This is a genomic window from Nocardioidaceae bacterium SCSIO 66511 (genome assembly GCA_023100825.1).
Lineage (GTDB): Bacteria > Actinomycetota > Actinomycetes > Propionibacteriales > Nocardioidaceae > Solicola.
Map to the genome: position 1 here is coordinate 1,311,263 of CP095846.1, position 24,564 is coordinate 1,335,826.

The 24,564-nt window shown below is 67.3% G+C and carries 20 protein-coding genes, 1 other RNA gene and 1 riboswitch; of the genes, 12 read left to right on the plus strand and 9 right to left on the minus strand.

Translation table 11 applies throughout. The features are described from left to right. Window positions 1–586 precede the first annotated feature (586 nt). A complete protein-coding gene (prfB, locus tag MU582_06085; protein ID UPK76208.1) occupies window positions 587–1,708 on the plus strand; it encodes a peptide chain release factor 2 in 1,122 nt (373 codons plus the stop codon). 8 nt (window positions 1,709–1,716) lie between these two features. Here prfB and MU582_06090 read toward each other — a convergent pair whose 3' ends face one another. Continuing rightward, window positions 1,717–2,979, minus strand: a complete 1,263-nt coding sequence (locus MU582_06090; protein UPK76209.1) for an amidase family protein — start codon at window positions 2,977–2,979, stop codon at window positions 1,717–1,719. Then, entirely contained in the window at window positions 2,979–4,469 is a 1,491-nt protein-coding gene (gene asnB, locus MU582_06095) for an asparagine synthase (glutamine-hydrolyzing) (protein UPK76210.1), read from the minus strand. Before asnB ends, MU582_06090 begins: the two co-directional genes overlap by 1 nt. Window positions 4,470–4,683: 214 nt before the next feature. Here asnB and ftsE point away from each other — a divergent pair, with 214 nt between their 5' ends. The 5 genes from ftsE (at window position 4,684) to MU582_06120 (ending at window position 9,300) form a co-directional block, all read left to right on the plus strand. After that, the gene (gene ftsE / locus MU582_06100; protein UPK76211.1) at window positions 4,684–5,373 is read left to right on the plus strand and encodes a cell division ATP-binding protein FtsE; all 690 of its coding nucleotides are present in this window, start codon (window positions 4,684–4,686) and stop codon (window positions 5,371–5,373) included. A gap of 13 nt (window positions 5,374–5,386) precedes the next feature. Further along, window positions 5,387–6,310: a permease-like cell division protein FtsX gene (gene ftsX / locus MU582_06105; GenBank protein ID UPK76212.1), complete on the plus strand. Its 924-nt coding sequence runs from the start codon at window positions 5,387–5,389 to the stop codon at window positions 6,308–6,310. Window positions 6,311–6,493: 183 nt separating this feature from the next. Continuing rightward, the gene (locus tag MU582_06110; protein ID UPK76213.1) at window positions 6,494–7,879 is read left to right on the plus strand and encodes a peptidoglycan DD-metalloendopeptidase family protein; all 1,386 of its coding nucleotides are present in this window, start codon (window positions 6,494–6,496) and stop codon (window positions 7,877–7,879) included. Window positions 7,880–7,942: 63 nt separating this feature from the next. After that, window positions 7,943–8,419, plus strand: coding sequence for an SsrA-binding protein SmpB (gene smpB, locus MU582_06115; GenBank protein UPK76214.1), 477 nt, complete (start codon window positions 7,943–7,945; stop codon window positions 8,417–8,419). Next, complete coding sequence (locus MU582_06120) at window positions 8,416–9,300, plus strand: amidohydrolase (GenBank protein UPK76215.1); 885 nt, start codon at window positions 8,416–8,418, stop codon at window positions 9,298–9,300. Before smpB ends, MU582_06120 begins: the two co-directional genes overlap by 4 nt. A gap of 24 nt (window positions 9,301–9,324) precedes the next feature. Here the strand turns inward: MU582_06120 and MU582_06125 are convergent, their stop codons facing one another. Then, window positions 9,325–10,305 carry a YafY family transcriptional regulator gene (locus MU582_06125; protein UPK76216.1) on the minus strand — a complete coding sequence of 327 codons (981 nt, stop codon included), beginning with the start codon at window positions 10,303–10,305 and terminating at the stop codon, window positions 9,325–9,327. 103 nt (window positions 10,306–10,408) lie between these two features. Here MU582_06125 and MU582_06130 point away from each other — a divergent pair, with 103 nt between their 5' ends. Together MU582_06130 and ssrA are read left to right on the plus strand one after the other, a co-directional pair. After that, window positions 10,409–10,996: a TIGR03086 family metal-binding protein gene (locus tag MU582_06130; protein UPK76217.1), complete on the plus strand. Its 588-nt coding sequence runs from the start codon at window positions 10,409–10,411 to the stop codon at window positions 10,994–10,996. Between the two features lie 94 nt (window positions 10,997–11,090). After that, window positions 11,091–11,459: a transfer-messenger RNA gene (ssrA, locus tag MU582_06135) on the plus strand. 294 nt (window positions 11,460–11,753) lie between these two features. Here the strand turns inward: ssrA and katG are convergent. The 3 genes from katG to MU582_06150 are packed head-to-tail and all read right to left on the minus strand — an operon-like array spanning window position 11,754 to window position 15,880. Then, the gene (katG, locus tag MU582_06140; protein ID UPK76218.1) at window positions 11,754–13,988 is read right to left on the minus strand and encodes a catalase/peroxidase HPI; all 2,235 of its coding nucleotides are present in this window, start codon (window positions 13,986–13,988) and stop codon (window positions 11,754–11,756) included. Between the two features lie 26 nt (window positions 13,989–14,014). Continuing rightward, window positions 14,015–14,470, minus strand: coding sequence for a transcriptional repressor (locus MU582_06145; protein ID UPK76219.1), 456 nt, complete (start codon window positions 14,468–14,470; stop codon window positions 14,015–14,017). A gap of 39 nt (window positions 14,471–14,509) precedes the next feature. Further along, the gene (locus tag MU582_06150; protein ID UPK76220.1) at window positions 14,510–15,880 is read right to left on the minus strand and encodes an FAD-binding protein; all 1,371 of its coding nucleotides are present in this window, start codon (window positions 15,878–15,880) and stop codon (window positions 14,510–14,512) included. A 166-nt stretch (window positions 15,881–16,046) separates the two neighbouring features. Between MU582_06150 and MU582_06155 the strand changes: the two genes are divergently transcribed. Beyond that, window positions 16,047–16,955 (plus strand): sigma-70 family RNA polymerase sigma factor, encoded by a 909-nt coding sequence (locus tag MU582_06155; protein ID UPK76221.1) that lies wholly within the window; start codon window positions 16,047–16,049, stop codon window positions 16,953–16,955. A 25-nt stretch (window positions 16,956–16,980) separates the two neighbouring features. Here the strand turns inward: MU582_06155 and MU582_06160 are convergent, their stop codons facing one another. From MU582_06160 to MU582_06170, 3 genes are all read right to left on the minus strand, one after another. Further along, window positions 16,981–17,796 (minus strand): MBL fold metallo-hydrolase, encoded by an 816-nt coding sequence (locus tag MU582_06160; GenBank protein ID UPK76222.1) that lies wholly within the window; start codon window positions 17,794–17,796, stop codon window positions 16,981–16,983. A gap of 128 nt (window positions 17,797–17,924) precedes the next feature. Next, window positions 17,925–19,883 (minus strand): VWA domain-containing protein, encoded by a 1,959-nt coding sequence (locus tag MU582_06165; protein UPK76223.1) that lies wholly within the window; start codon window positions 19,881–19,883, stop codon window positions 17,925–17,927. A gap of 46 nt (window positions 19,884–19,929) precedes the next feature. Further along, entirely contained in the window at window positions 19,930–21,324 is a 1,395-nt protein-coding gene (locus MU582_06170) for a magnesium chelatase (GenBank protein UPK76224.1), read from the minus strand. A gap of 242 nt (window positions 21,325–21,566) precedes the next feature. Between MU582_06170 and MU582_06175 the strand changes: the two genes are divergently transcribed. The 3 genes from MU582_06175 to MU582_06185 all read left to right on the plus strand — a co-directional run bounded on the left by MU582_06175 (window position 21,567) and on the right by MU582_06185 (window position 24,509). Beyond that, on the plus strand, window positions 21,567–22,733 hold the full coding sequence (locus tag MU582_06175; GenBank protein UPK76225.1) for a PQQ-dependent sugar dehydrogenase: 1,167 nt from the start codon (window positions 21,567–21,569) through the stop codon (window positions 22,731–22,733). Window positions 22,734–22,817: 84 nt separating this feature from the next. Continuing rightward, entirely contained in the window at window positions 22,818–23,573 is a 756-nt protein-coding gene (fabG, locus tag MU582_06180; GenBank protein UPK76226.1) for a 3-oxoacyl-ACP reductase FabG, read from the plus strand. Between the two features lie 147 nt (window positions 23,574–23,720). Continuing rightward, window positions 23,721–23,915: riboswitch (cyclic di-AMP (ydaO/yuaA leader) on the plus strand. 3 nt (window positions 23,916–23,918) lie between these two features. Then, window positions 23,919–24,509: a C40 family peptidase gene (locus MU582_06185; protein UPK76227.1), complete on the plus strand. Its 591-nt coding sequence runs from the start codon at window positions 23,919–23,921 to the stop codon at window positions 24,507–24,509. Window positions 24,510–24,564 lie beyond the last annotated feature (55 nt).

Consider the following 24,564-nt stretch of genomic DNA (forward strand, 5'->3'; position numbering starts at 1 on the left):
CGGCGCTGTCGACATCCCCGCCACCTTGGGGTGGTGGCAGGGTAAGGTCAGGTGCTGCCCAAGGACGGTTGTCACGGTCCACGGGAAGTGTCCCTTGGGGCAGCGACCATTTGCCGTGGGGCGTACGAGTGCGGGCTGCGGTTTGCCTTGGTCCCAGGGCAAACAGCACGACGGTCGGCCCGCGGCGGTACGAGTGAGTGAACTCCTGCCACGGTGGACACGTACGTACCAACGAGCACGGCAAACGTTCACTTTGCACGGCGTCCCTGCCATGTAAAGCGGCGCTTCACCATGTTCACTTGGTAAAGCACCACCCACCGACCCCGCATAAGCCAACCGGAACGCGTTAGCCGGCGGCGACCCCCAGCCGATAGCTGCAGCTCCCGCGTCGCCGCGTCTTTTGCCGAGCCCGAAGGCGCGGGAAGGCCGACAGCGAGGAGGAAGCGGGTAGGCGGGCGGTCGCACAGTCGGAAGCGGAAAGCCGACAGCGACGAGAAGAACCTACGCTCGTACGATTGCCGCGGCCGTGGAATCGCGAACCCGCACCGCACGACGAGCGATTGGTCCAGCGCGGTAATGTCGCAGGGTGGCCGGTACCGACTTCGACACCCAGATCAAGCACCTCGACACGACTCTGCGATCGATCGAGAACGTCCTCGATCTCGACGGGATGCGTGCCGAGATCGCCGATCTGCAGGAGCAGGTGGGTGCGCCCGACCTCTGGGACGACCAGGCGAATGCGCAACGCGTCACCGGTCGGCTCTCGGCGCTGCAGGCCGAGGTGGAGCGGGCGACCGGCCTGCGCCAGCGGCTCGACGACCTCGGGGTGCTGGTCGAGCTGGCGCAGGAGGAGTCCGACGCCGACACGTTGGCCGAGGCCGATGCCGAGCTCGGCCGGATCAGCAAGGCGATCGAAGCGCTCGAGGTGCGTACCCTGCTGTCGGGCGAGTACGACTCCCGCGAGGCTCTGGTCTCAGTACGCTCCGGCGCCGGCGGGGTAGACGCCGCAGACTTCGCCGAGATGCTGATGCGCATGTACGTCCGGTGGGCGGAGCGGCACAACTACCCGACCGAGGTGTACGACACCTCGTACGCCGAGGAGGCCGGCATCAAGTCGGCCACCTTCGCGGTCAAGGCGCCGTACGCGTACGGCACGCTGTCCGTCGAGTCCGGCACGCACCGGCTCGTACGCATCTCGCCGTTCGACAACCAGGGGCGTCGGCAGACGTCGTTCGCGGCGATCGAGGTCGTTCCCGTGCTGGAGCAGACCGACGAGATCGACCTGCCCGAAGACGAGGTCAAGGTCGACGTCTACCGATCGTCGGGCCCCGGCGGACAGAGCGTCAACACCACCGACTCCGCCGTCCGGCTCACGCACATCCCGACCGGCATCGTGGTCAGCTGCCAGAACGAGAAGAGCCAGCTGCAGAACAAAGCGACCGCCATGGTCATCCTCAAGGCGAAGCTGCTCGCCGTACGTAAGGCCGAGGAGCGCGCCAAGCTCGACGAGCTGCGCGGTGACGTGGCCGCCTCATGGGGCGACCAGATGCGCAACTACGTGCTGCATCCGTACCAGATGGTCAAGGACCTCCGCACCGAGTACGAGACCGGCAACACCAGTGCGGTCTTCGACGGCGAGATCGACGACTTCATCGAGGCGGGCATTCGCTGGCGGCGCGGCCAGGAGACGGCCCCGGCGGCGAGCTGAAGCGCGGCTCAGCTCTCGACCAGATCAGGCTCGATCGCGGCGGCGACCCGATAGAGCCGTGCGTCGAGGCCGCCCGGCGCCATCAGCTGCAATCCGATCGGCAGGCCGCTCTCCGGTCCGCGGCCGCACGGCATCGACAGGGCGGGGATGCCGGCGAGGTTCGCTTCGACGGTCCACCAGTCGGTACGCGGCACGGCGAGCGGATTGTCGACTCCGGTTCGCCCGAGCGGGGGAGCCACCAGAGGCATCGTCGGGCTGATCAGCACGTCGCACGACGCCAAGGCGTGGCCGACGTCGCGGGCCACCATCTCGCGGATCGAGAACGCCTCGCGTAACTCGTCGGACTCGGCGAGCGAACGCCCGATCTCATGTCGGTGGGCTGCCTCGGCACCGAGATCTCCCTGCCAGGCATGGCTTTCTAACACCATGAGGGCCTCGACCGACGAGATCGTGAAGTAGGTCTGAAGGGCCTGCCCGGTGCGCGCGAGCGGCACGTAGCGCAGCCGTGCACCGCGCGCGGCGAGTGCCTCGTACGCACGTGCGAACTGCTCACGGATCTCCGGTGAGTTGCGTTCGCCCGACATCTGCTCGATGACGCCGATCGTGAGATCTGCCAGCGTCGGGGCGGCCAGCCCGCCTTCTGCGGCGGCGGAGAATTGCCCATCCGCCGACGCCAGAACGTCATGCAGCGTGGCCGTATCGGCAACGGTACGCGCAAGCGGCCCGACCGTGTCGAGACTCGAGGCGAACGGCACGACGCCGTCGAGTGGGATGCTGCCGTGAGTCGGTTTCATCCCGACGACGCCGCATTGAGATGCGGGCTCGCGAATGGAGCCGCCGGTGTCGGTGCCGAGCGCGAGCACGTCGTACGCCGCGACGGCGGCGGCCGATCCGCCGCTGGATCCTCCCGGACTCCGTTCGTGGTTCCACGGGTTGTGCGTGGGACCCCAGGCCGAGCTCTCCGTCGACGCGCCCATCGCGAACTCGTCGAGGTTCGTCGTACCGACGATGACCGCGCCGGCGCGGCGAAGCCGGCGTACGACCTCGGCATCGCGCTCTGCCGGAGGTAGCCCGCGCCGGACCGCGGAGCCGCACGCCCACGGCGCACCGCGTACGGCGATGTTGTCCTTGACCACCACCGGGCGGCCGCTCAACGGCCCGGACACCGGCGCGGAGTCGACCGCGTCGGTGAAGACGTGGACCATCGCATTGAGCGAGGCGTCTCGCGCAGCGATGTCATCCAAGACCGCGCGTACGCCTCGCTCGCCCATCAGGCGGTCGCGAATCGTCCGAGTACGCGGGGGTGCACGCCCTCGAGGTGGTCGGCGAACATCCGCTGATACGCGAGCTCCTCGCGACTGCGCGGGGTTGGCAGCCCGGCGACCCGCACGGACTGCCAATCGCGGTCGGGCGCAACCCGCTGCGCCTCGCGGAGCATCACGTCGGCCATGCCGCTGCCGTCGCCGAACTGCTCCTTCGGGCGCCAGAGGATGTCGTCCGGCAGCCAGCCGGCGAACGCCTCGCGCAGCAGTGCCTTCTCTTGCCCGTGCTCGCGCGGCAGCATCCACTCGATCGGGATGCGCTGCGCGAGGTAGACCAGGCTCCGGTCGAGGAACGGCACCCGCGCCTCGAGCCCGTGCGCCATGGTCACCCGATCGCATCGCTGGAGGTTCAGGTTGTGGAGTCCCTCGACGCTACGGATGAGCTCCTCGGCGAGCTCCTGCTGATCGATCGAACGCAGGTGGTCGTACCCGGCAAACAGTTCATCGGCGCCCTCGCCGGTCAGCACCACCTTCACGGTCTGCGAGGCGAGCTCGGCGAGCAGATAGTTCGGTACGCCGCTGCGGACCAGTGACGGCTCGTACGACTCCATGCACGCGACGACCTCGGGGAGCACCTCCACCACCTCGTCGGGGCCGAACACGCGCTCGTGGTGTTCGAGGCCGAGATGCTCGGCGACCCGGCGGGCAGCCGCGAGGTCGGTGCTGTCCGTCGTACCCGCGGAGAACGAGTGGATGGGGCCGCGCGCGGGGTCGGCGTAGCGCGCCATCACGGCGGCGACCAGGCTGGAGTCCAGTCCGCCGGAGAGGAAGACGCCGACAGGTACGTCGCCCATCATCCGCTGCCGTACGGAAGCGACCACCGATGAGCGGATCGCCTCGATCGCGTCGTCGCGGGACTCGACGGGAGCGTGGTGGCGACGCAAGGTGCGGAAGCGCACGAGACCCGACTCGGGTGTCCAGCGGTGCCCGGGCGGGAACTCCTCAACGTACGGACGCATGGCCGCGTCGAACGCCCCCAGCTCGGAGGCGAACACCGTCATCGAACCCTCACGGGCCCAGTACAGCGGTTTGACACCGAGCGGATCGCGCACCGCCACCACGGATCCATCGTCATGCGCGACGACGAACGCGTACATGCCGCGCAGCTCGGCGAGATCGGCATCCGAGCCGTCGGCCGCTGCCGCCAGCGCGGCCTCGCTGTCGGAGCGGGTACGAAAGACCCGGTCTGCGTCGGCGCGCAGATCGTCGTGGTTGTAGATCTCGCCGTTGGCGACAACCCAGTGCCCGTCGTCGGAGCCGAGCGGCTGTGCGCCGTCGGCCAGGTCGACGATGGCGAGTCGAGTGTGCCCGAGCCAGGTCGCCCCGACCGTACGCGAACCGCTGCCGTCCGGGCCACGGTGACGAAGGCGCTCGAGCATGCGCTCGCCCAGCTCCGGATGGGAGCTGGCAGGGTCATGGATTGCGACTATGCCGCACACGAAAAGGTCCTCGATTCCTCGGGTGGTGCCAGTTGTGCGGGCGCGTACGACGCACCCGCCGACCGGGATGTAATCAACACGACACACCCCACTGTACGAACCGGGCGTGGCGGCCTGGCCTGCCTGGTGTGCCGACGTACACTCGGTTGCTGGCCAGCCTCGCCCTTCGGCGAGACACCCACCAGTTCGTCTACACCTGGCCACGAGAGAACCCGTGATCCGTTTCGACAACGTCACCAAGACGTACTCCGGCCAACAGCGCGCCGCCCTGGAGGCAGTTGACGTCGAGGTCGACAAGGGCGAGTTCGTGTTCCTGGTCGGTGCATCCGGCTCGGGTAAGTCGACGTTCCTTCGACTCGTCCTGCGCGAGGCCCGCCCGACATCGGGCCGGGTGTACGTCGCGGGCAAGGAGATCAACCGGCTGGCGAGCTGGAAGGTTCCGCGTCTTCGGCGCGACCTCGGCACCGTCTTCCAGGACTTCCGGCTGCTGCCGAACAAGACCGTCTTCGAGAACGTCGCGTTCGCGCTGCAGGTGATCGGAAAGTCGAAGGGTGAGATCCGTCGCCTCGTACCCGAGACGCTGGAGTTGGTCGGCCTCGACAACAAGTCCGAGCGACTTCCCGATGAGCTCTCCGGCGGCGAGCAGCAGCGCGTAGCGGTCGCTCGTGCGTTCGTGAACCGGCCGATGATCCTGATCGCCGACGAGCCCACCGGAAACCTCGACCCGACCACATCGGTCGGCATCATGAAGCTACTCGACCGCATCAATCGCACCGGCACGACCGTGCTGATGGCGACTCACGATGCGGGCATCGTCGACCAGATGCGCAAACGCGTGATCGAGCTCGACGACGGCAAGGTCATCCGCGACCAGGCGCGCGGCGTCTACGGCACCCAGAACTGACCCGCGGGGAGTTATGGCGTTCACACAGGTCTTCTCTGAGCTCGGCACCAACCTCAGACGCAATGTCTCGATGTCGGTGTCGCTCGTCGTCACCATGACGGTCTCGCTGCTGCTTGCATCGCTCGGCCTGTTGCTCCAGCAGCAGGCCGACCACACCGAGGAGCGCTTCGGCAACGAGCTGCAGGTGCAGGTCGTGATGTGTACAGAGAACTCCCGCAGCTCCAACTGTCTCGGAGGTGCTGCGACAGACGAGCAGGCCGACGCGGTGCAGAAGGCACTGGAGGACAACCCGGCCGTCGAGTCCGTCGAGTTCCGCAGCTCCCAGGAGTTCCTCGAGATCCTGCGCGAGACGTACCGGCAGGGCGACGAGATCGATGACGAAATCCTGAAGGGCCTCAACGCAAAGGACTTCCCGGCCTCGTACTTCGTCACGATGCACGACCCCGACGACCACGAGGAGGTCGAGAGCCAGGTCGAAGGCATGAACGGCGTCGCCTCCACCGAGAACCTCCGCGATTTGCTCGGCCCGTTGTTCTCGATCCTCGACTACATCCGATGGGCGGCGATCGGCGTCGCGTTGCTGCTGGTGATCGCGGCCGTCCTGCAGGTGTCCAACACGATCCGGATGACCGTGTACGCGCGGCGGCGCGAGATCGGCATCATGCGTCTCGTCGGCGCCTCGACCTGGCACATCCAGATGCCGTTCATTCTGGAGAGTCTGGTCGCAGCGCTGGTGTCCGCCGGGCTGGCGTGTGCGGGCTTGGCCGCGTTCATGAAGTTCGTCGTGTACGGCCAGGCTCGCGAGAAGCTCAGCCAGATGACTCTGTGGGTCGACTGGTCCGATGCCGGCACCGTCGCCATCTACACCGTTTGCTTCGCAATCCTGCTCGCGCTGATTCCGACACTCGTCATGACGCGCAAATACCTCAAAGTGTGATCCGCGTGCGTTAGCGTCGCACTTGCGTGTCCGCGGCGCGTCGCTGCGTACTCCGATGAACCGTCCTGTCGAAAGAGAGAGAAGCCAGAGAGCGAAAGCGAAGGCAACACTGTGTTACGACACTTCCCCCTTGGTCGTACACGGTGCCCGGAAGATGACGAGCGAGCCTCGTCATCTGGCACTGTGCCCTCGACATCCACCCGGCGTACCCGGCTCGCCACCGCGGTTCTGCTGGTCACTGCCCTCGCGGGCTCCGGTCTCACGTCGGCATCGGCCGATGACAAGGATGACCTCAAGGACAAGCGCGGCCAGGTCAACCAGGACATCAACCAGGCCGAGGCGTCACTCGATGAGTCGAGCGACCGCCTGATCAGCACCACCAAGGCCTACAGCGCCGCCAAGCAGAAGTTGAGCGTCGCACGCGACACACTGGCGCGTACCCAGGGTCAGCTCCGTACGGCTCGGGCGTACGACCTGACTATGCAGAACCGGCTCGCCGACGCGGAGCAGGACCTCAGCAACGCCAAAGCGGATCTGAAGAGCGGCCGTGCGCGCGTCGACTCCGCAACGGAGAAGGCGCAGCAGTTCCTGATCGACCAGGCGTCCGAGGGCGATCCGAGTCTGCGCGCGCTCAGCTCCCTGCTCAAGGGCGAGGACTCCGGCAACTTCAGCGTGAAGATGGACTACACGAGTGCGGTCAACGAGGCGCAGAGCGCCACCTTGAACGACCTCGATGCGTCCGAGGTGCTGCTGTCGGTCAAGCGCGACCAGGTGCAGGCGGCCCGAAACCGCGTCGCCGAGGAGCGCGCGGCGGCCGCACGCAACCTCGAGCTGAAGAAGAAGCTCGAGCGCCGAGCGGAGAGCAATGAGGCCTCGGTTGAACAGTTGGTCGGCAAGGCCGCTTCAGCGCGTTCCGACGCCGAGGCCGCGAAGAAGTCCGACCTGCGTCAGTTGGGTCAGCTGGAGGACGAGCGCGACCGGATCGGCGCCATGCTCCGCAAGATCGCCGAACGCGAACGCCGCGAAGCCCAACAGCAGGAGCAGGAGGAGCAGCAACAACAGCAGAACAACGGCGGCGGCTCCGACGGTAACTCGGGTTCGAACAACGGTGGCTCGAACAATGGGGGATCGAACAACGGTGGCTCGAACGACAGCGGATCGTCGAATTCCGGCTTCCAGCTCGGCTACCCGGTGTCGAACGCGTACATCACATCGTCATACGGGATGCGCTTCCACCCGATCCTGCACTACTACAAGCTGCACGACGGTACGGACTTCGGCGCTGCCTGCGGTACGCCCGTACACGCAGCGGAGGACGGCACGATCACCTCGGCGTACTACAACGCGGGCTACGGCAACCGGATCATCATGAGTCACGGCTACCACCGCGGAGTCAGCGTGGCGACGTCCTACAACCACATGACGAGCTTCTCGGTTGGCGTCGGGCAGCGTGTCTCGAAGGGTCAGGTCATCGGCTACTCCGGCACGACTGGCTACTCGACGGGCTGTCACATGCACTTCATGGTGTACGTGAACGGCTCGACGACCGATCCGATGAACTGGCTCTGAGCGACCGGCGTGCGCGGATAATCCATGTGGCCATCGCTGCTGGCCATTTGACACAATGGGCACATGGCGAAGGAGAGCGGGCGCAAGCTGATTGCACAGAACCGCAAGGCCCGCCACGATTACCACATCGAGGACACGTTCGAGGCGGGTCTTGTGCTGACCGGCACCGAGGTGAAGTCGTTGCGCGCCGGGCGTGCGTCGCTGGTCGACGGGTTCGGTGACCTCGACGACGGCGAGCTGTGGCTGCTCGGCGTACACATTCCGGAGTACTCGCAGGGCACCTGGACGAACCACACGGCGCGGCGTAAGCGCAAACTGCTGTTGCATCGAGCCGAGATCGACAAGATCGAGCGCCGGGTGAGCGAGCGGGGGCTGACGGTCATCCCGCTGTCCCTGTACTTCCTCGACGGGCGTGCAAAGGTCGAGATCGCGCTCGCCCGCGGTAAGAAGTCGTACGACAAGCGGCACGCGATCGCAGAGCGCGACCAGAACCGCCAAGCGCAACAAGAAGTGGGCCGCCGGATCAAGGGTCTGCGTTGACCGCATCCGATGCGGCCCAGGTCCGCGCGTGGACCGATCGGCTCGCCCTACCCGGCTTGTTCGACGTGCACGTCCACTTCATGCCGAAACCGATCATGGACCGGGTCTGGGAGCATTTCGACGCCAGCGGCCCGTTGATCGGACGCGAGTGGCCGATCCGCTATCGCGGCACCGACGCCGATCGGATCGACACCCTTCGCGCGTTCGGCGTGCGCCGCTTCTCGGCTCTCCCGTACGCGCACAAGCCGGGGGTCGCCGAGTTCCTCAACGACTGGGCGCAGGAGTTCGCCGAGCACGACGAGGTGCTCTGGTCGGCGACGTTCTATCCGGAGCCGGCGGCGGAGGCGTACGTCCGGAAGCTGATCTCTGCCGGGGTCGAGATCTTCAAGGTGCACCTGCAGGTCGGCGACTTCGACCCGGGCGAGCCCGTGCTCGACCCCGTCTGGGCAATGCTCGCGGAGAGTCGTACGCCCGTGGTTGTGCACGCGGGGTCCGGACCGGTGCCCGGCACGCACACCGGAGCCGGGCCGATCGGCGAGGTGCTGTCGCGGCATCCGCGGCTGCCGTTGATCGTTGCGCACATGGGCGCACCGGAGTACGCAGAGTTCCTCGAGCTCGCGGAGTCGTACGAGAACGTCCGGCTCGACACGACGATGGCGTTCACCGACTTCTTCGAATCCGATGCGCCGTACCCCGTCGAGCTGCTGCGGCGCCTGCGTGACCTGGAGCCGCGGGTTCTGCTCGGCTCGGACTTCCCGAACATCCCGTACCCGTACGTACATCAGCTCGAGGCGCTCGAGCGGCTCGGGCTCGGTGACGACTGGCTGCGGTCGGTCTGTTGGCAAAACGCCGCCGCGCTGTTCGGTATCCCTGACGCATAGGCACTGTGAATCTATGCGTGATAGCTACAAAACGGGACCGTACGCAGCAACCGCGGTACGGGCGACTTCCAGCATCTCCGCGCGTACGTCTGCCGGCCCGATGACCTCGACCTCGGCGCCGAACGCCAGTAGGACACCGATCGCACCGCGGCGGATGCGGAAAGTGCAGCGCAGCAACGCACCATCGTCGGATTCACCGACCGTCTCGACGTGCGTACCTGACTCGAGCATCGGCTGACACACGCGCCTGAAGCGACGCGTTGCTGCGTGTGCGCACCGGACTTCGACGGTTACGGAGTCGCCCGATGGGCGTTCGAGGCGGCTGCGGAGCCGATCCCATTCGGCGCCGATGTCCAACCCGTCCGGTCGATCGAAACCCGATTCGAGAACGGCGACATCGACGACGCGTCCGACACGGAACGTCTTCACCTCGCCACGGTGGCGGGCGAGGAGATACCAGCGACCGCCGTTCTCCACCAATCCCCAGGGGTCGACGGTGCGCTGGCGGGCGTGGTCATCGGCGGCGCCGCGGTACTTGAGTCGTACCCGTCGGCTGCGGACTGCCGCCAGCCGCAGCGTCGGCAGGTGCCGAGAGTCGTCAGGGTCGACAAACCATCGCCGTCGGTCGATGTGGACGACATCGCGGAGGTCGCGTGCATGTTCCAGGGCGTGTGCAGGTGCCGTCGACGCGAGCTTGTCGAGCGTCTGGCGTACCTCACGGCCGAGTCCGAGATCGGAGAGCGTGTCGAGCCCGGTGTAGGCGAACAACACCTGCGCCTCATGATCGGTCAGCGAGCTGACGTCGGCACGGAATCCCTCGAGCAGACTGAACCCGCCGTTGCGGCCGCGTTCGGCGTATACGGGTACGCCGGCGGCGGACAGCGACTCGATGTCGCGCAGGACCGTGCGGGTGCTGACCTCAAGGCGGTCGGCGAGCTCTCGGGCCGGCACCGCAGACCGGTCACGGAGCAACAGCATGATCGACAGGAGTCGCTCGGCTCTCATATCGGGAAGTCTGTCAGAAATACATGACACAAGATGTCAGGTATCTACGAAACAGTCGCAGTTGTCGACGCCGACCGGTGTTCGACGGCGATAGGAGCTGACGATGAACGACCCACGACCGACCTTCCGCGACGCTGTTGACCAGGCCGGACGGGTGGTGGCCGCGACCTCCGACGACGACCTCGGCCGGCCCACCCCGTGTGACGACTTCGACGTACGTACGCTGCTGGGACATCTCGACGCGGTGATCCGACGCATCACCCATGCTCTCGAACACGGATCGGTTGACGGTACGCCGTCCATCGTCGACGGCTTCGCCGACGGTGATCGGACGACGACCTGGAAGTCCGATGTGGTAGCGCTCGAGCGATGCGTCGACGACGATGCGACCCTCGACCGGACCGTCACCGTGCCCTTCGGAGCGATGCCCGGACGCGCTGCACTCGCCGTATACACCAGCGAGCTCACCACGCACGCCTGGGACCTCGCCGCGGCGATCGGCCGACTCGATCTGCTCGAAGACGCCTTGGCGCAGCGCAGCCTGTCGGCGATGGAGTCTGCACTACCGGCGGAGCCGCGCGGCGGCCCGATTCCGTTCGGCCCCGTCGTCGAGGTTGGGTCGGACGCCGGCGCGTACGAACGGCTCGCCGGCTGGCTCGGCCGCGACCCGGTCTGGGCTCGGGCGGAATAGAGCGTGCGCCGGGGTGGTTGCGCCAGGTAGACTGCCAGGGCTGCCCCGGCAGCACTGACATCGCTTGACGCTGCGGTGTTTTGACAACAGAAGAGGGGCTGATCGGTTTCGACTTCGGTCGTACGGATCAGATGAAGCGGGCCGAGAATCCAAGGTCATCTCGTAAACGTTCCTTGGAAACCACAAGTGCCAATTCAAAGCGCACTGACTTCGCCCTCGCCGCCTGAGGCGAGCCTGCGAAGGGTCAGCCTGGGAGCGCCTCCGTCCCAGTAACTGGCCTCATTGAGGAGGCTTGCTGCGCCTACCTGGTCGCGGGGTAGGCGCGGGACTTTTTCGCGACTGAGCCTGTCGACGACGTGTCTGTACGAGTGTCGGGGCTGAGAAAACGTCATTGCAGACTGCGCCCGGAGAAGACCTGATGCTGCGCTGAAGGACGCGGGTTCGATTCCCGCCAGCTCCACGATCGGTCGGGACGGGTGTGCTCGCAAAGAGCGCGAGCCCGTCCCGATCGTCATTTCGATTGCGCGAGCGTGTCGTCGCTTCGCTCTGCCACGCTGCCGCGCTGTGTTGAGGGCGCCGTGAGTTGAGGCGGAGCGGGGAACGAGCGTCGGAATCCCGCCAGCTCCACGATCGGTCGGCTGACCAGTGAGCACAGCACCCACTGTGCCCCTGTCACGAGCGCCGCGGTACGGATCCACAGACGCCTGTGCGCCGCCCCCAAAGGAGGGGACGGCGCACAGGCGGTCTAGGCCGACTGCTACTTCACGTCGTAGCGGTCGAGGTCCATGACCTTGGCCCAGGCACGGACGAAGTCGGCGACGAACTTGTGCTTGGCGTCGTCGCTGGCGTACACCTCGGCGAGCGCCCGCAACTCGGAGTTCGCACCGAACACCAGGTCGGCGCGGCTACCAGTCCACAGCTTCTCTCCGGTCGCGTTGTCGAAGGCCTCGTACGTCTCCGCCGACTCGGACTTCCCGTCGACCGGCTTCCAGGTGTAGCTCATATCGAGCAGGTTCACGAAGAAGTCGTTGGTCAGCGTGCCCGGGTTCTTGGTGAACACGCCCAGGTCGGAGTCCTGGTAGTTGGCGCCGAGTACGCGCAGGCCGCCGACGAGGACGGTCATCTCGGGTGCGCTCAGGGTGAGCAGGTTCGCCTTGTCGACGAGCATGAACTCTGCCGGCGACGGCGAGCCCTTGCCGGTGTAGTTGCGGAACCCGTCCGCGACCGGCTCCAGATAGGAGAAGGACTCCTCGTCGGTCTGCTCAGCGGTTGCGTCGCCGCGACCCGGCGTGAACGGCACCTCGACGTCGATCCCAGCCGCCTTGGCTGCCTGCTCGACACCGACGACGCCGCCGAGGACGACCACATCGGCGAACGAGACCTGCTTGCCGTCCGTACGCCCGGAGTTGAAGGACTCCTGGACGCCCTCGAGGGTACGAATGACGCCCGCGAGCTTATCGGGCTCGTTGACCTCCCACCCGCTCTGCGGAGCGAGACGGATTCGGCCGCCGTTGGCGCCACCGCGCTTGTCGCTACCGCGGAACGACGAGGCCGCCGCCCATGCGGTCGAGACCAGCTGCGAGACGCTGAGCCCCGACTCTGCGAGGCGAGCCTTGAGATCGTCGATCTCCGCCGCGCCGATGAGGTCGTGCTCGGGGGCTGGGACCGGGTCCTGCCACAGCAGCTCCTCCGACGGGACCTCCGGGCCGAGGTAGCGGGTTGCCGGACCCATGTCACGATGCGTCAGCTTGAACCACGCACGCGCGAAGGCGTCGGCGAACTGGTCGGGGTTCTCCATGAAGCGGCGCGCGATCGGCTCGTAGATCGGGTCGTACCGCAGCGAGAGATCGGTGGTGAGCATCGTCGGAAGGTGCTTCTTCTCCGGGTCGTGCGCGTCCGGGATCGTCGCCTCGGCGTCCTTCGCAACCCACTGGTACGCGCCCGCCGGGCTCTTGGTCAGCTCCCATTCGTAGCCGAACAGGATGTTGAAGAAGCTCATGTCCCACTGTGTCGGGGTGTCGGTCCAGGTGACCTCGAGCCCGCTGCCGAGCTGGTCGGCTCCGACGCCGGTGCCGTAGCCGTTCTTCCAGCCGAGACCCTGTGCCTCCAGCGGCGCGCCCTCGGGCGAGGGGCCCTGCTTGTCGTCCGGGTTTGCGCCGTGCGTCTTGCCGAAGGTGTGTCCGCCGGCGATGAGCGCGAGCGTCTCCTCGTCGTTCATGGCCATCCGGCCGAACGTCTCGCGGATGTCACGTGCCGCGGCGACCGGGTCCGGCTTGCCTTCGGGGCCTTCCGGGTTGACGTAGATGAGACCCATGTGGGTCGCACCGAGGGGCTTCTCCAGGTCGCGCTCGTCGTTCAGGATCCGCTTGTCGCTACCGAGCCATTCGGTCTCGGAGCCCCAGTAGACGTCCTCCTCGGGTTCCCAGACGTCGACGCGGCCGCCGGCGAACCCGAAGGTCTCGAATCCCATCGTCTCCAGCGCGACGTTACCGGTCAGGATGAGCAGATCCGCCCACGAGATCTGCTTGCCGTACTTCTTCTTCACTGGCCACAGCAGCCGCCGGGCCTTGTCGAGACCGACGTTGTCCGGCCAGCTGTTGATCGGTGCGAAGCGCTGCTGACCAGAGCCCGCTCCGCCACGGCCGTCCTCGACTCGGTACGTACCGGCGCTGTGCCAGGCCATCCGGATCATCAGCGGACCGTAGTTGCCGAAGTCTGCGGGCCACCACGACTGAGAATCCGTGAGCAGCTCGGCGATGTCGCGCTTGACCGCCGCGAGATCGAGCGACTCGAACTCGGCTGCGTAGTCGAAGTCGTCGTCCATCGGGTCACCGACGTCGGGGTTCTTGGCCAGGAGTTTGAGGTTCAGGCGGTTCGGCCACCAGGTGCTGTTCGCACCACCGCGCGTCGGGTGTGGCAACGCGTCACCGTGTGCGACGGGGCAGCCGCCGGACGACTGCTCGTTGGTGGTTTCCGGGCTGTTCTCAGACATTTGCTGCCTTTCCTGGGGGTTGGGGATCAGGCCGATGACGAGTTCTTGGCCGAGCACTGCGGGCAAAGACCCCAGTAGATGACCTCGGCCTCGTCGATCGAGAAGCCGTGGTCGTCGGCTGGGGCAAGACACGGTGCTTGGCCTGCGGCGCAGTCGACGTCGTCGATCGCGCCGCAGGAGCGACACACGACGTGGTGGTGGTTGTCGCCGACGCGAGACTCGTAACGTGCCACCGATCTCGATGGCTGGATCCGGCGTACGAGCCCTGCGGTCGTCAGCGTGCGAAGCGAGTCGTAGACCGCCTGGTGCGAGACCGCGGGAATCTCCCGACGTACGGACTCGAGTATCGAGTCAGTGTCGGCGTGCGGCGACGCATGCACTGCCTGAAGTACGGCGAGGCGTGGCCTGGTCACGCGCAGGTCAGCCCCGCGCAGCAACTGCTCCAGCTCGTCATCCGTCGGCACGGGAGCAGTCTCGCCCATTTTCCTGAATCATTCAAGAAAACCCAGGAGCCGTGCTTCTCAGACTGCGATCCCTTCCTCCCGGTTGCGGTCCGCGTCGATCGCGCTGAAGTTGCTGCGGAACAGATTGCTCGGATCGCGGTCCGCCTTGATCCGTCGCAACCGGTCGATGGATGCGGGAGGGAGCGCGTCGGTCAGCGCCTCGCTGGGGTTGAGGAAGGTGACCGGCTTCCGGCCGCTCACAGGTAGGGCCTGGGCAAGGCGCTGCTGCCGCGCGGCCACGGCGGCCGTGGTGTCCGGGTCGATCGCGAGTCCGAACATGTAGAGCGCGTACGGCTCGCGCAGGGCACCGTGCGGGCTGTCGGACTCGGCCGCGAACGCACCACCGAGATGGCGGATCTGTACGCCCATCAACGGCGCGATCGGTTCGGCGAGGAGAGCGGTGATGGTGTCGTCGTCGAGTCTGGTGAGCAGTTCGGCGCGAGAACGCCCGGCGCCCGGGTCAGTGGGTTCGGCGGTGATACTGCCCAGCTCGTCAACGGTCATGCTCCGCCGACTGTCCGAGAGCGGCTCGGGCAGGGCATCCAATGTCCGCATGAGCTCTCGCGCATCGCCATCGGACCCCAGGTACGTACAGTCGATCGCGACCATCGGGGCGGCGCCGGGGAACTGTACGAGGTCGAACCACGCGGTGAGTTCATCCGGTGCGTCCTCGGTCAGAGCGCGGTACGCGTCGAGCACGGCGCGGGCGTGCTCACCTGCCCAGAGCATGCGGCCGCCGTACACCTCCGGCGCAGTGTGCAACGTGAGCTCGAGTCCGGTCACGATCGCGTAGTCACCGCCGCCACCGCGGAGCGCCCAGAACAGGTCGGCATCGGTCTCCGCGGTGACGCGGCGCGTTTGCGCATCGGCGTCGACGATCTCGAACGCCGTCACGCTGTCGGCAACCCAGCCGTGTGCGCGCCCGAACCAGCTCAATCCACCGCCGAGAGCGACGCCGGTGACGCTGACAACAGGCGAGCTGCCGGGAAGCGCGGTCAACCCGTGCGGTGCCGTCGCAGCCTGCAGCGCGCCGGACGCCACCCCGGCGCCGATGCGAGCCGACCTGCCGGGGGCGTCGACCTCGATCCGATCGAGCAGACCGGTCCGGAGCAGAATGGTGCCCGTTGCGCTGCCCGACGCCCCGTGGCCGTTGGGCTGCACGGAGACTCCGATCCGGGCAGCCGCTGCGAACCGCACCAGCGCTGCGACATCGGCAGCGTCCACGGCCTCCACAACGGCGATGACGGGTTGCTCGACGGCGAGGTTCCAGGGTCGGTGTGCGGTCTCGAACTCGGCCTGCTCCGGGGTCAGTACGCGCCCGCGCACGGATTCGGTGAGGTCCTTCATCAGGTCGGCGGATACGTCTTGGGCGGCGCGTGGCAGAGTCATCGGGAGCTCCTTCAGGTGGTTCTGGGATGGGTGTAGGCCGACACCGACGCGTTTCGCTCCCGGTGTCACACTTGCCGTTCTTGGCTCGTCCTACCTGTACGTCGGATCGGCCGCCCGAAACGTGACAGCCGTCCGAACGTCGTTCTCAGAGATGGAGTGCACCCGCATGCGCCGAGCCCAGACCGAGCATTCGTACGACGACCTCGCCTCGGCCTTCGCCGGCCAACGGCCGCAGCTTCGGGGTATCGCGTATCGCATGCTCGGTTCGTACTGGGATGCCGAGGACGCCGTGCAGGAGACGTGGCTGCGGCTCCAGCGCGCAGACACAGCAGCCATCGACAATCTCGCGGCCTGGCTCACCACGGTCGTCTCCCGGGTGAGCATCGACCACCTGCGGAGTCGGCAGGCCCGACCCGAAGACAGTGATTCGGAGCTTCCGGAGAACGACCCGACCGACGAGTCGTGGGGTCCCGAATCCACAGCGCTGCGGGCAGATGAGGTCGGCGCGGCGATGATGGTGGTGCTCGACACGCTGGGGCCACTCGAGCGGCTCGCGTTCGTCTTGCACGACATCTTCGGCCTGGCTTTCGACGACATCGCGCCGATCGTCGACCGTACGACGGGCGCGACACGTCAGCTCGCCTCCCGTGCACGACGTCGTATCCGAGCGGTCGATGCCCGCGCCGAGCGGTCACGGCACAAGGAGGCCGTTGGTGCGTTCCTCAAAGCCGCGCGCGAGGGCGACTTCGGCACCCTGCTCCAGCTCCTCGACCCAGAGGTCGAGCTGCGCGCCGACACCCAGATCGTCGACAGCGTCGCTGCTTTCGCCGAGCAGGGCGCGCCACTGTTGCAGCCCCGTGTGCAGGGCGCGGACGCGGTCGCCCGCGCCTTCGCCGGTCGGGCCGAGCAGGCGCAGCTGGCGCTCATCGACGGCGTTCACGGCGCCGTGTACGCGCCGGGTGGTGTGGTGAAGGCGGCGTACGCCGTCCATCTGCGCGACGGCCGGATCAGCTGTATCGAGGTCATCGGCGACCCCGCGCGGGTCGCCGAGCTCGCGGTCGCCGACCGTCCGTAACGGGTCGCCAGGTGTAGCGGCGTGATCAGGTCAGGTGGTCGTAGTCGCCGCGTACCCACGCCGCATGTCGGTCGGCAGACCGGCGTACGACCGCGCGCGCGTCGGTGGGGATGACGTTGTCGAAGTTGGAGTACAACCGGTCGAAGGTGAACTGCTCGACATGGTCGGCGATGCGCTCAACGACCGCGGCCGACAGCGGGATCCGATTCGGGTAGCTGCGCATGAAACTCACCGAAGTGCGGTCGGGATTCGCGAAGATCGTGTCTCCGGCGAGGAGTACGCCCGCCTCGCCGGCGCCGTTGGCCCAGTGCACGACGGCGCTTCCGGGGAAGTGACCGCCGGGTTGGCTGAGCGTGATGCCGGGCAGGATCGGCTCGGTGCCCGACCAGGTCCGGATCACCGGGTCGGGCCGTGCGATCCACCCGGCATCGGCCTCGGCGACGAGCACCGGCGCATCGCCCAGCGCGCGACTCCACTCGACCTGCACGCCGAACATGTGCGGGTGGCTCGCCACGATCGCGACCACGTCACCGAGCTCGCGGACACGAGCGACCGCGGCGTCGTCGATGTAGCCGGTCGGGTCGAAGAGCACGTTGCCGGCCGGCGTACGGATCAACTTCGCCGTCTGTCCGATACCGGCCTTCGGGCTGCTCGTGATGCCCCAGAGATCGGGCTCCATCTCGGCGACGGCGGTGGTGTAGCCGGACGCCGCCAGCTCCTCGAGAGTGGTCCAGTGCTGCCCGTCGGCAGGCACCCACTGTCGTTCGTCGGCGCAGATCGCGCAGACCTCGATCTTCTCGGCATGCTCGACGGCGCAGGTCGCGCAGATCGCGAAACTCATCAATCCCCCTCGGGTTCGTTCATCAGGAGCACAACAGTAGTCGCCGCCGAGGTACGTCGTCGTGCCAAAAGACGACGATCTTCTGGCACGACGACGTACTTCGGCGGCCTGGCTGGTGCGAAGGTGCCTCAGCGGCGAGTACGAAGGTAGTCGCTCACGACGTACTCGCCCAGCCGGCCGAGCTCCGGGGTGAAGACGCGACCGCCGTTGCGGCGGGCGACAGCGTCGACGAACCGGGCCAGGCCAGGGTCGTCGCCGAGCAGGAAGAAGTTCAGCGCGGCACCGAGCCGGGTCATCGCATCGACCTCGGCGATCGTCGCCCGAACGGTCTCGGCGGTCGTCGGCCAGGCGAACGCCGGGTATCCGTCGGACTCCAGATGTGCTGTCGGCTCGCCATCGGTGATCACGAGTACGACCGGCTCCGCCTCGGGGTAGCGAGCGACGTGGCGACGCGCAATCGTCAATGCATGTTGGAGGTTCGTGCCCTGCTCCCAACTGGGTTCGACCTCTGCGAGCTCGGCGGGCGTCAACGTACGCGCCGTTCGGGCGAAGCCGATCACCTGCAGCGCATCGCTGCGGAAACGGGTCTCGACCAAATGGGACAGGGCGATCGCTGTCTGCTTCATCGGTGCCCAGCGACCCTCCTGGACCATCGAGAACGACAGATCGACGCAAAGCGCGACCGCGGCCTGCGTACGTCGCTCCGTCTCCGCGACCGCGAAGTCATCCGGTGCCAGGGCGACGCCGCCGCCACTGCGCGACCCCGACGCAGCGGTACGAAGCGCCGCATTGTGCAGAGTACGAACGGCATCGATCGGGCGCTCGTCGCCGAACTCCCACGGCAGGCTCGCGCCCGTCGGCTCGTCGGCCGACCCGGAGCGGACATCATCGTGATGCCCGACCCCGGCGGCCTGGAGTCGGCCGAAGATGCGTCGTAAGGCCGACTCGCCGAGACGCCGCATCGCCTTGGGTGTCAGGCTCGGGCCGTCGGCGTCGCGGGTCAGGTATCCCTGGCGTTCGAGCTCCCGCTCCAGATCGCGCAGCGCGTCGAGGTCACGTGCCGCCGACGGCGGCAGTTGTCGTTCGAGCGCGTCGACGTCGACATCGTCGAGTGTCGCGCCGGGGTAGTCCTGCCCGAGCTGCGCCTCGAGTCGCTCGATATCGGCAAGATCGGCAACAGCCCCGACCGCGTCGCCGTATCCGAGCGGTGTCTCGCCGCCGATCTGATCGGTGCCGGGGTCGCGCATCATGCCTGGCCGAAGAGCGCCGAGGTTGTCCTGGAGCTGGCGGAGCTCGCTCTCCAGCCCCACGTCGTCGCCGAGTGAGTCGCGCATGAGCTGTTCGAGCTCCGCGCGCTGCTCCGGGGTGAGCGAACGCAGCAGCCGGTCTGCTGCTGCCTGGCGCCGCGCGAGCATGTCGATCAGGTCGTCGGTGTCGCGCGGCTGCTCGGGGAAGAACTCGCCGTGCTTGTCCATGAACTCGCGGAAGTCGACGGTGGTGTCCTCACCGCGGGCATGCTTCGCGAGCAGCGCGTTGAGGTCGGCGATCATGTCTCGTACCCGGTCAATCGACTGCGGGTCGGCACCGCTCAGCGCCGAGCGCATCCCCGCGAACTGCGCGTCGAGTACTTCGCGCCGCAACATCCCGCGGATCTGCTCGTAGGTCGCCGCCGCCTCGGGCGAGCGCCATTCGTACGACGAGAGGTCTTGTACGGCGCTGGCTACATCATCGGACAGGTCGTCGAGCGTCATCCTGGCGAGCTCGGCCTCGGTGTCATCGTGGCGAGCGAGCTCCTCGCGCTCCGCGGCGAGTGCCTGGTCGAGCGCCGCGCGTACGCGGTCAAGAGTGCCCGCGACATTGCCCCTGCGACGCAGCTCGTCGCGTCGCTCGCGTAGGCGTCTGCGTAGCTCGTCGAGCCCGCTGCGGCCCGACGCCCCGCGGCGGAGCAGACGGTCGATCGCCTCGCGGACGCTGGCGCCGTCCATCACGTCGCGGCCGACCTCGTCGACGCTTTCGCGTACGTCGAACGGCGGCTGCAGCGGGTCGCCACCCCCGTGCCACGTGCCGTAGCGGTACTGTCGCGGCATCCGGCTCATGATCGTTGCCGCGCTCGGTCGTACGCTCGCGCGCGGCTCATGTCCCGTACACCGCGCGTCCGTCGACCTCGTCCTTGCTCAGCCGCCGGGTGAGGTAGAGGCCTTCGAGTACGAACTCGATCGCCGCGGCGGCCTGGCCCGGAGACACGGTGTCCTCTTCGACGCCGAGACCGCTCAGCACCGCCGCGAGTCCGCGTACCGAGCCCATCTGCTCGAGGAGATCGGCGGCCGGCACGAGTGCACCCGTCTCCACGACGCCGCCCTCGGCGAAATGGTCGACGAACGCGGCGAGGTCGATGGTTGCGAGGCGTTCGCGGAACGTATCGGCGACGGCGACCCGCAGCAGATGCCACAGCACCTCGTCCTCTCTGCCCTCCTCGCCCATCTCGAACTCGACCTTGCCCAGCAGCGTCGGCAGCACCTCCGGCAGGTCGCCGATACGTGCCACGGGTTGTTGCTCGTCGGTCAGAGCGGCGCGGCGCAACGCCGAGGCCGCGGCGCCTTCGGCCGCGGCGATCGCGAACCGAGCCGACACACCGGAGCGTTGGTCGATCTGATTCGAGCCGCGCATCTCGTACGCGAGACGAGCCGTCACCTCGATCAGGTGCTCGGGCACGGCCGCGACGAGATCGGCCTCCTGAGCGATCAGCGCCACCTCGTCATCGAGGTCCTCGAGGTAGTGCGTGCGGATCTCGGCGCCGAAGCGGTCCTTGAGCGGAGTGATGATGCGGCCGCGGTTGGTGTAGTCCTCGGGGTTCGCGGAGGCGACGACGAGGATGTCGAGCGGCAGCCGCAGGTTGTAGCCGCGTACCTGCAGATCGCGCTCCTCGAGCACGTTGAACAGGCCGACCTGGATGCGCTCGGCGAGGTCGGGTAGCTCGTTGATGCCGAAGATGCCCCGGTTGGAACGCGGCAGCAGCCCGTAATGGATCGTCTCCGGATCGCCGAGGCTGTGCCCTTCGGCCAGCTTGACCGGGTCGATGTCGCCGATCAGGTCGCCGACGCTCGTGTCCGGCGTAGCAAGCTTCTCCGTGTAGCGCTCGTCGCGATGGCGCCATCCGATCGGCAGATCGTCTCCGGCTTCCTCGACGAGCGATCGGGACGCACGCGTCAGCGGGGCGTACGGATGCTCGCCGAGCGGTGACCCGTCGATCACGGGACTCCACTCGTCGAGCAGGGTTGCGAGGGTGCGCATGAGGCGGGTCTTGCCTTGGCCGCGCTCTCCGAGCAGCACCACATCGTGCCCGGCGAGCAACGCGCGTTCGAGGGCGGGCACGACCGTGTCTTCGAACCCGACGATGCCGTCGAAAGTGCGCACTCCCGCGCGAAGTCTGGTGAGAAGGTTGGTGCGAATCTCGGCCTTGACGCTGCGGTGCTCGTACCCGGAGGCGCGCAGCTCGCCGATGGTCTTGATGTCCGGCAGGTTCGCCATGAGGTCGAATCTACGACGCACCTGGTTACCCGGCCATCGGTCTCACGTGCGTCGCATCATCGCCGCGACCGCGTACTCGATCGGTCGGCGCGCGCCCCGCGATGCTGAATCGAGCCCCTCCGCGATTTTGTATCTATGCGTGATAGCTACAAACCTATTGGACCTATCACGCATAGATACAAAATCGCGCGGCCGGAAATCGCCGGACTCGCGGGCTGCCGGTCGGGGTGCGACAGTGGAACATGGCCCATCCAATCGCGGCGCCGTCGTTCGCCGCAGCCCTCGTCCTCTCCTTCTTCCCGGCCACGGGGTACGCCGCAGATGCGCCGGCGGATCGCCCGGATCGCCAACGGCCGACCCTGGCGGTGAAGAAGGTCGCCAGCGGCCTCGACATTCCTTGGGATCTCACCTTCCTGCCGTCCAAGGCGATGCTCTACACCGAACGTGACAGGGAGCGCATCTGGTGGCGCGGGCGATCAGGTCGTGCACGGGTCGTCGCGCGTACGCCGGTCGGTGTGTGGCACGGAGGCGAGACGGGGCTGATGTCGATCGCGGCGAGTCCGAAGTTCCGGCAGAACCGCACCTTCTACACCTGTCACGGCTATCGGCGCAACGGTACGAAGGACGTACGCGTCGTGGTCTGGAAGCTCAATGCTCGCGCGACGAAGGCACGTCAGGTGCGTCCGCTCGTCACCGGACTCCCTTCGACGTCGGGTCGCCACGGCGGCTGCCAGCTCGCGTTCGGGCGCAACGGCAGGCTCTACGTCGGCACCGGCGATGCGGCGACCGGTACGAACCCGCAGCAACTCACGTCAGGCGGCGGAAAAGTACTGCGGGTCAACGCCCGCACGGGCAAGGGCGTCAAGGGCAACCCGTTCTCCGGTGCGAAGAACGCGATGAAGCGTCGGGTCTACACGTACGGTCACCGCAACGTCCAGGGGCTCGCGCGCCGGCCCGGCGCGTCGATGTGGTCGGTGGAGCACGGCTCCTACCGCAACGACGAGGTGAACCGTCTGCGCAAAGGCGGGAACTACGGTTGGAACCCCGTTCCGGGCTACGACGAGTCGGTGCCGATGACCGATCACGACCTCCCCGGTAAGCAGATCTCGGCCAGGTGGCGCTCCGGCAATCCGACCATTGCGCCGTCGGGCGCGGCCTGGCTGCGCGGCAAGCGATGGGGCCGCTGGCAAGGCGCTCTGGCGATGTCGGTCCTCGGCGCGGAGCACCTGCGAATTCTGCGTTTCGACCGCAAGGGCAGGCTCCTCGGCGAGTCCGTACCCAAGCGGCTCAAGGGTACGTACGGCCGCCTGCGCGCAGCCGTGGTCGGCCCCGACAACGCGCTGTACGTCACCACGGCGAACGGCGGAGGCAACGACCGCATCCTGCGCATCCGTCCCCGGCAGCGCTGAGCGCGATGGTCGCGGCGTTAAGGTGAGGCCGGTCCGCGACGTGCGCAACGGCGGGCCGTTCGAACCTGTTGCCGAAGGAGAACCATGCAGCGATTCAACGACCGCACCGTCATCGTCACGGGTGCCGCCCGCGGCATCGGGGCAGCGACCGCGAAGCGGTTCGCGAGCGAGGGCGCAGCGGTGGCCGTGATCGACCTCGACGAGTCGGCCGCCTCGGAGACCGCCGCCTCGCTCGGCGCTACCAAGGCGGTCGGAATCGGCGCGGACGTGGCCGACGAGGACTCCGCGAACGCCGCCGTCGAGCGGGTCGTCGCCGAGCTCGGCGGCGCTCACATCCTGGTCAACAACGCCGGTGTGACGCGTGACAACCTGCTGTTCAAGATGACCGCGTCCGACTGGGACACCGTGCTGGGCGTACACCTGCGGGGCGCATTCCTGATGAGTCGTGCAGCACAAAAGGTCTTCGTCGGGCAGAAGTACGGCAAGATCGTCAACCTGTCCAGCGTCTCGGCGCTCGGCAACCGGGGCCAGGCGAACTACTCCGCCGCCAAGATGGGCGTACAGGGCTTCACCCGTACGCTCGCGATCGAGCTCGGCCCGTTCGGCATCAACGTCAACGCGGTCGCGCCCGGTTTCATCGTCACCGACATGACCGACGACACCGCGCGGCGGGTCGGCGTCGACCCCGAGAAGTTCCGTGAGGCCGCGGCCGCCGACACGCCCGTACGAAGGGTCGGCCAGCCCGACGACATCGCGACTGCGGTGTCGTTCCTCGCCAGTGACGAGGCCGATTTCGTGACCGGTCAGACCCTCTACGTCGACGGCGGACGCAAGCTGTAACTGGGTAGCGAACGGTCGCCCTTCGGGCCCGGAGCGAGATATCCACCACGCTGAGTGGTCGATGTTTGCATTCTGCGGAGGTTCCTGCATATCGTGCTCCGGGTCACGGAACCGTCACGAGCGGCCTTGACCGATAACTGAATAGCACGCCTGGTTATGCCGAATCCTGCCACCGCGGCGTGCGCACCTATCCGGACTACTTCAGCATCACGGCAGGAGCGGGGGACCCATCCAACCGCCTGGACTCGTTCAGGCTCGGGGTGTAGTCGCTCGCAAGAGCGGCGGGGCACCTTTTCCGCCCTAACCCGACAGCTCACCTCGCAGGCATGGAAAGGGATAACACTTATGCACGCGAGTACTTCGCTGCGGCGCGCAGTCGCACTGCCTGTCACGCTGCTCCTCGCCGGAGGCGCCGTCGTCGCCGCACCGCACACCGCGGATGCCTCCTCGGCACCGTCGTCGACCCGTACGTCGACGCCACCCAAGATCAAGAAGGCGATGAAGGTCGCCAAGCGCCAGATCGGTGATCCGTACGTGTACGGCGCCACCGGCCCCGGCTCGTTCGACTGCTCGGGCTTCACCTCGTTCGCGTTCCGCAAGGCGGGCATCAAGCTTCCGCGTACGTCTGACGCGCAGGCACGCCACGCGCGTTCGATCTCCCGCAAGAAGCTCCGCCGCGGAGACCTGGTCTTCTTCCACAGTGGCGGCAACGTCTACCACGTCGGCATCTACTGGGGCCGCAACAACGGCCACCGGATCATCCTCGATGCCCCGCGCCCCGGTCAGCGTGTTGGCTTCACCCGCGTGTGGACCAACTCCTGGTTCCCCGGCCGCGTCGGCCCGAAGCGCACCGTGAAGAAGATCCACTCGGTCACGAAGCGTCAGGGCAAGGCGGCCGCGCCGAAGCCGAAGTCGATCAGCTCGGCGACGTCCTGATCCGCGACACTTCAACCCGTTGCAGGGCCCTTACCGCTTTTGGTGAGGGCCCTGC

Excerpts from the sequence above, each read along its gene's own strand:
- MU582_06130 (UPK76217.1), top strand. The coding sequence starts at position 10,409 with ATGAACGACCCACGACCGACCTTCCGCGACGCTGTTGACCAGGCCGGA.
- MU582_06150 (UPK76220.1), bottom strand. The coding sequence starts at position 15,880 with ATGACTCTGCCACGCGCCGCCCAAGACGTATCCGCCGACCTGATGAAG.
- MU582_06175 (UPK76225.1), top strand. The coding sequence starts at position 21,567 with ATGGCCCATCCAATCGCGGCGCCGTCGTTCGCCGCAGCCCTCGTCCTC.
- smpB (UPK76214.1), top strand. The coding sequence starts at position 7,943 with ATGGCGAAGGAGAGCGGGCGCAAGCTGATTGCACAGAACCGCAAGGCC.
- MU582_06155 (UPK76221.1), top strand. The coding sequence starts at position 16,047 with ATGCGCCGAGCCCAGACCGAGCATTCGTACGACGACCTCGCCTCGGCC.
- MU582_06170 (UPK76224.1), bottom strand. The coding sequence starts at position 21,324 with ATGGCGAACCTGCCGGACATCAAGACCATCGGCGAGCTGCGCGCCTCC.
- MU582_06145 (UPK76219.1), bottom strand. The coding sequence starts at position 14,470 with ATGGGCGAGACTGCTCCCGTGCCGACGGATGACGAGCTGGAGCAGTTG.
- MU582_06090 (UPK76209.1), bottom strand. The coding sequence starts at position 2,979 with ATGGGCGAGCGAGGCGTACGCGCGGTCTTGGATGACATCGCTGCGCGA.
- MU582_06185 (UPK76227.1), top strand. The coding sequence starts at position 23,919 with ATGCACGCGAGTACTTCGCTGCGGCGCGCAGTCGCACTGCCTGTCACG.
- ftsX (UPK76212.1), top strand. The coding sequence starts at position 5,387 with ATGGCGTTCACACAGGTCTTCTCTGAGCTCGGCACCAACCTCAGACGC.
- MU582_06165 (UPK76223.1), bottom strand. The coding sequence starts at position 19,883 with ATGCCGCGACAGTACCGCTACGGCACGTGGCACGGGGGTGGCGACCCG.
- MU582_06125 (UPK76216.1), bottom strand. The coding sequence starts at position 10,305 with ATGAGAGCCGAGCGACTCCTGTCGATCATGCTGTTGCTCCGTGACCGG.
- katG (UPK76218.1), bottom strand. The coding sequence starts at position 13,988 with ATGTCTGAGAACAGCCCGGAAACCACCAACGAGCAGTCGTCCGGCGGC.
- MU582_06160 (UPK76222.1), bottom strand. The coding sequence starts at position 17,796 with ATGAGTTTCGCGATCTGCGCGACCTGCGCCGTCGAGCATGCCGAGAAG.
- fabG (UPK76226.1), top strand. The coding sequence starts at position 22,818 with ATGCAGCGATTCAACGACCGCACCGTCATCGTCACGGGTGCCGCCCGC.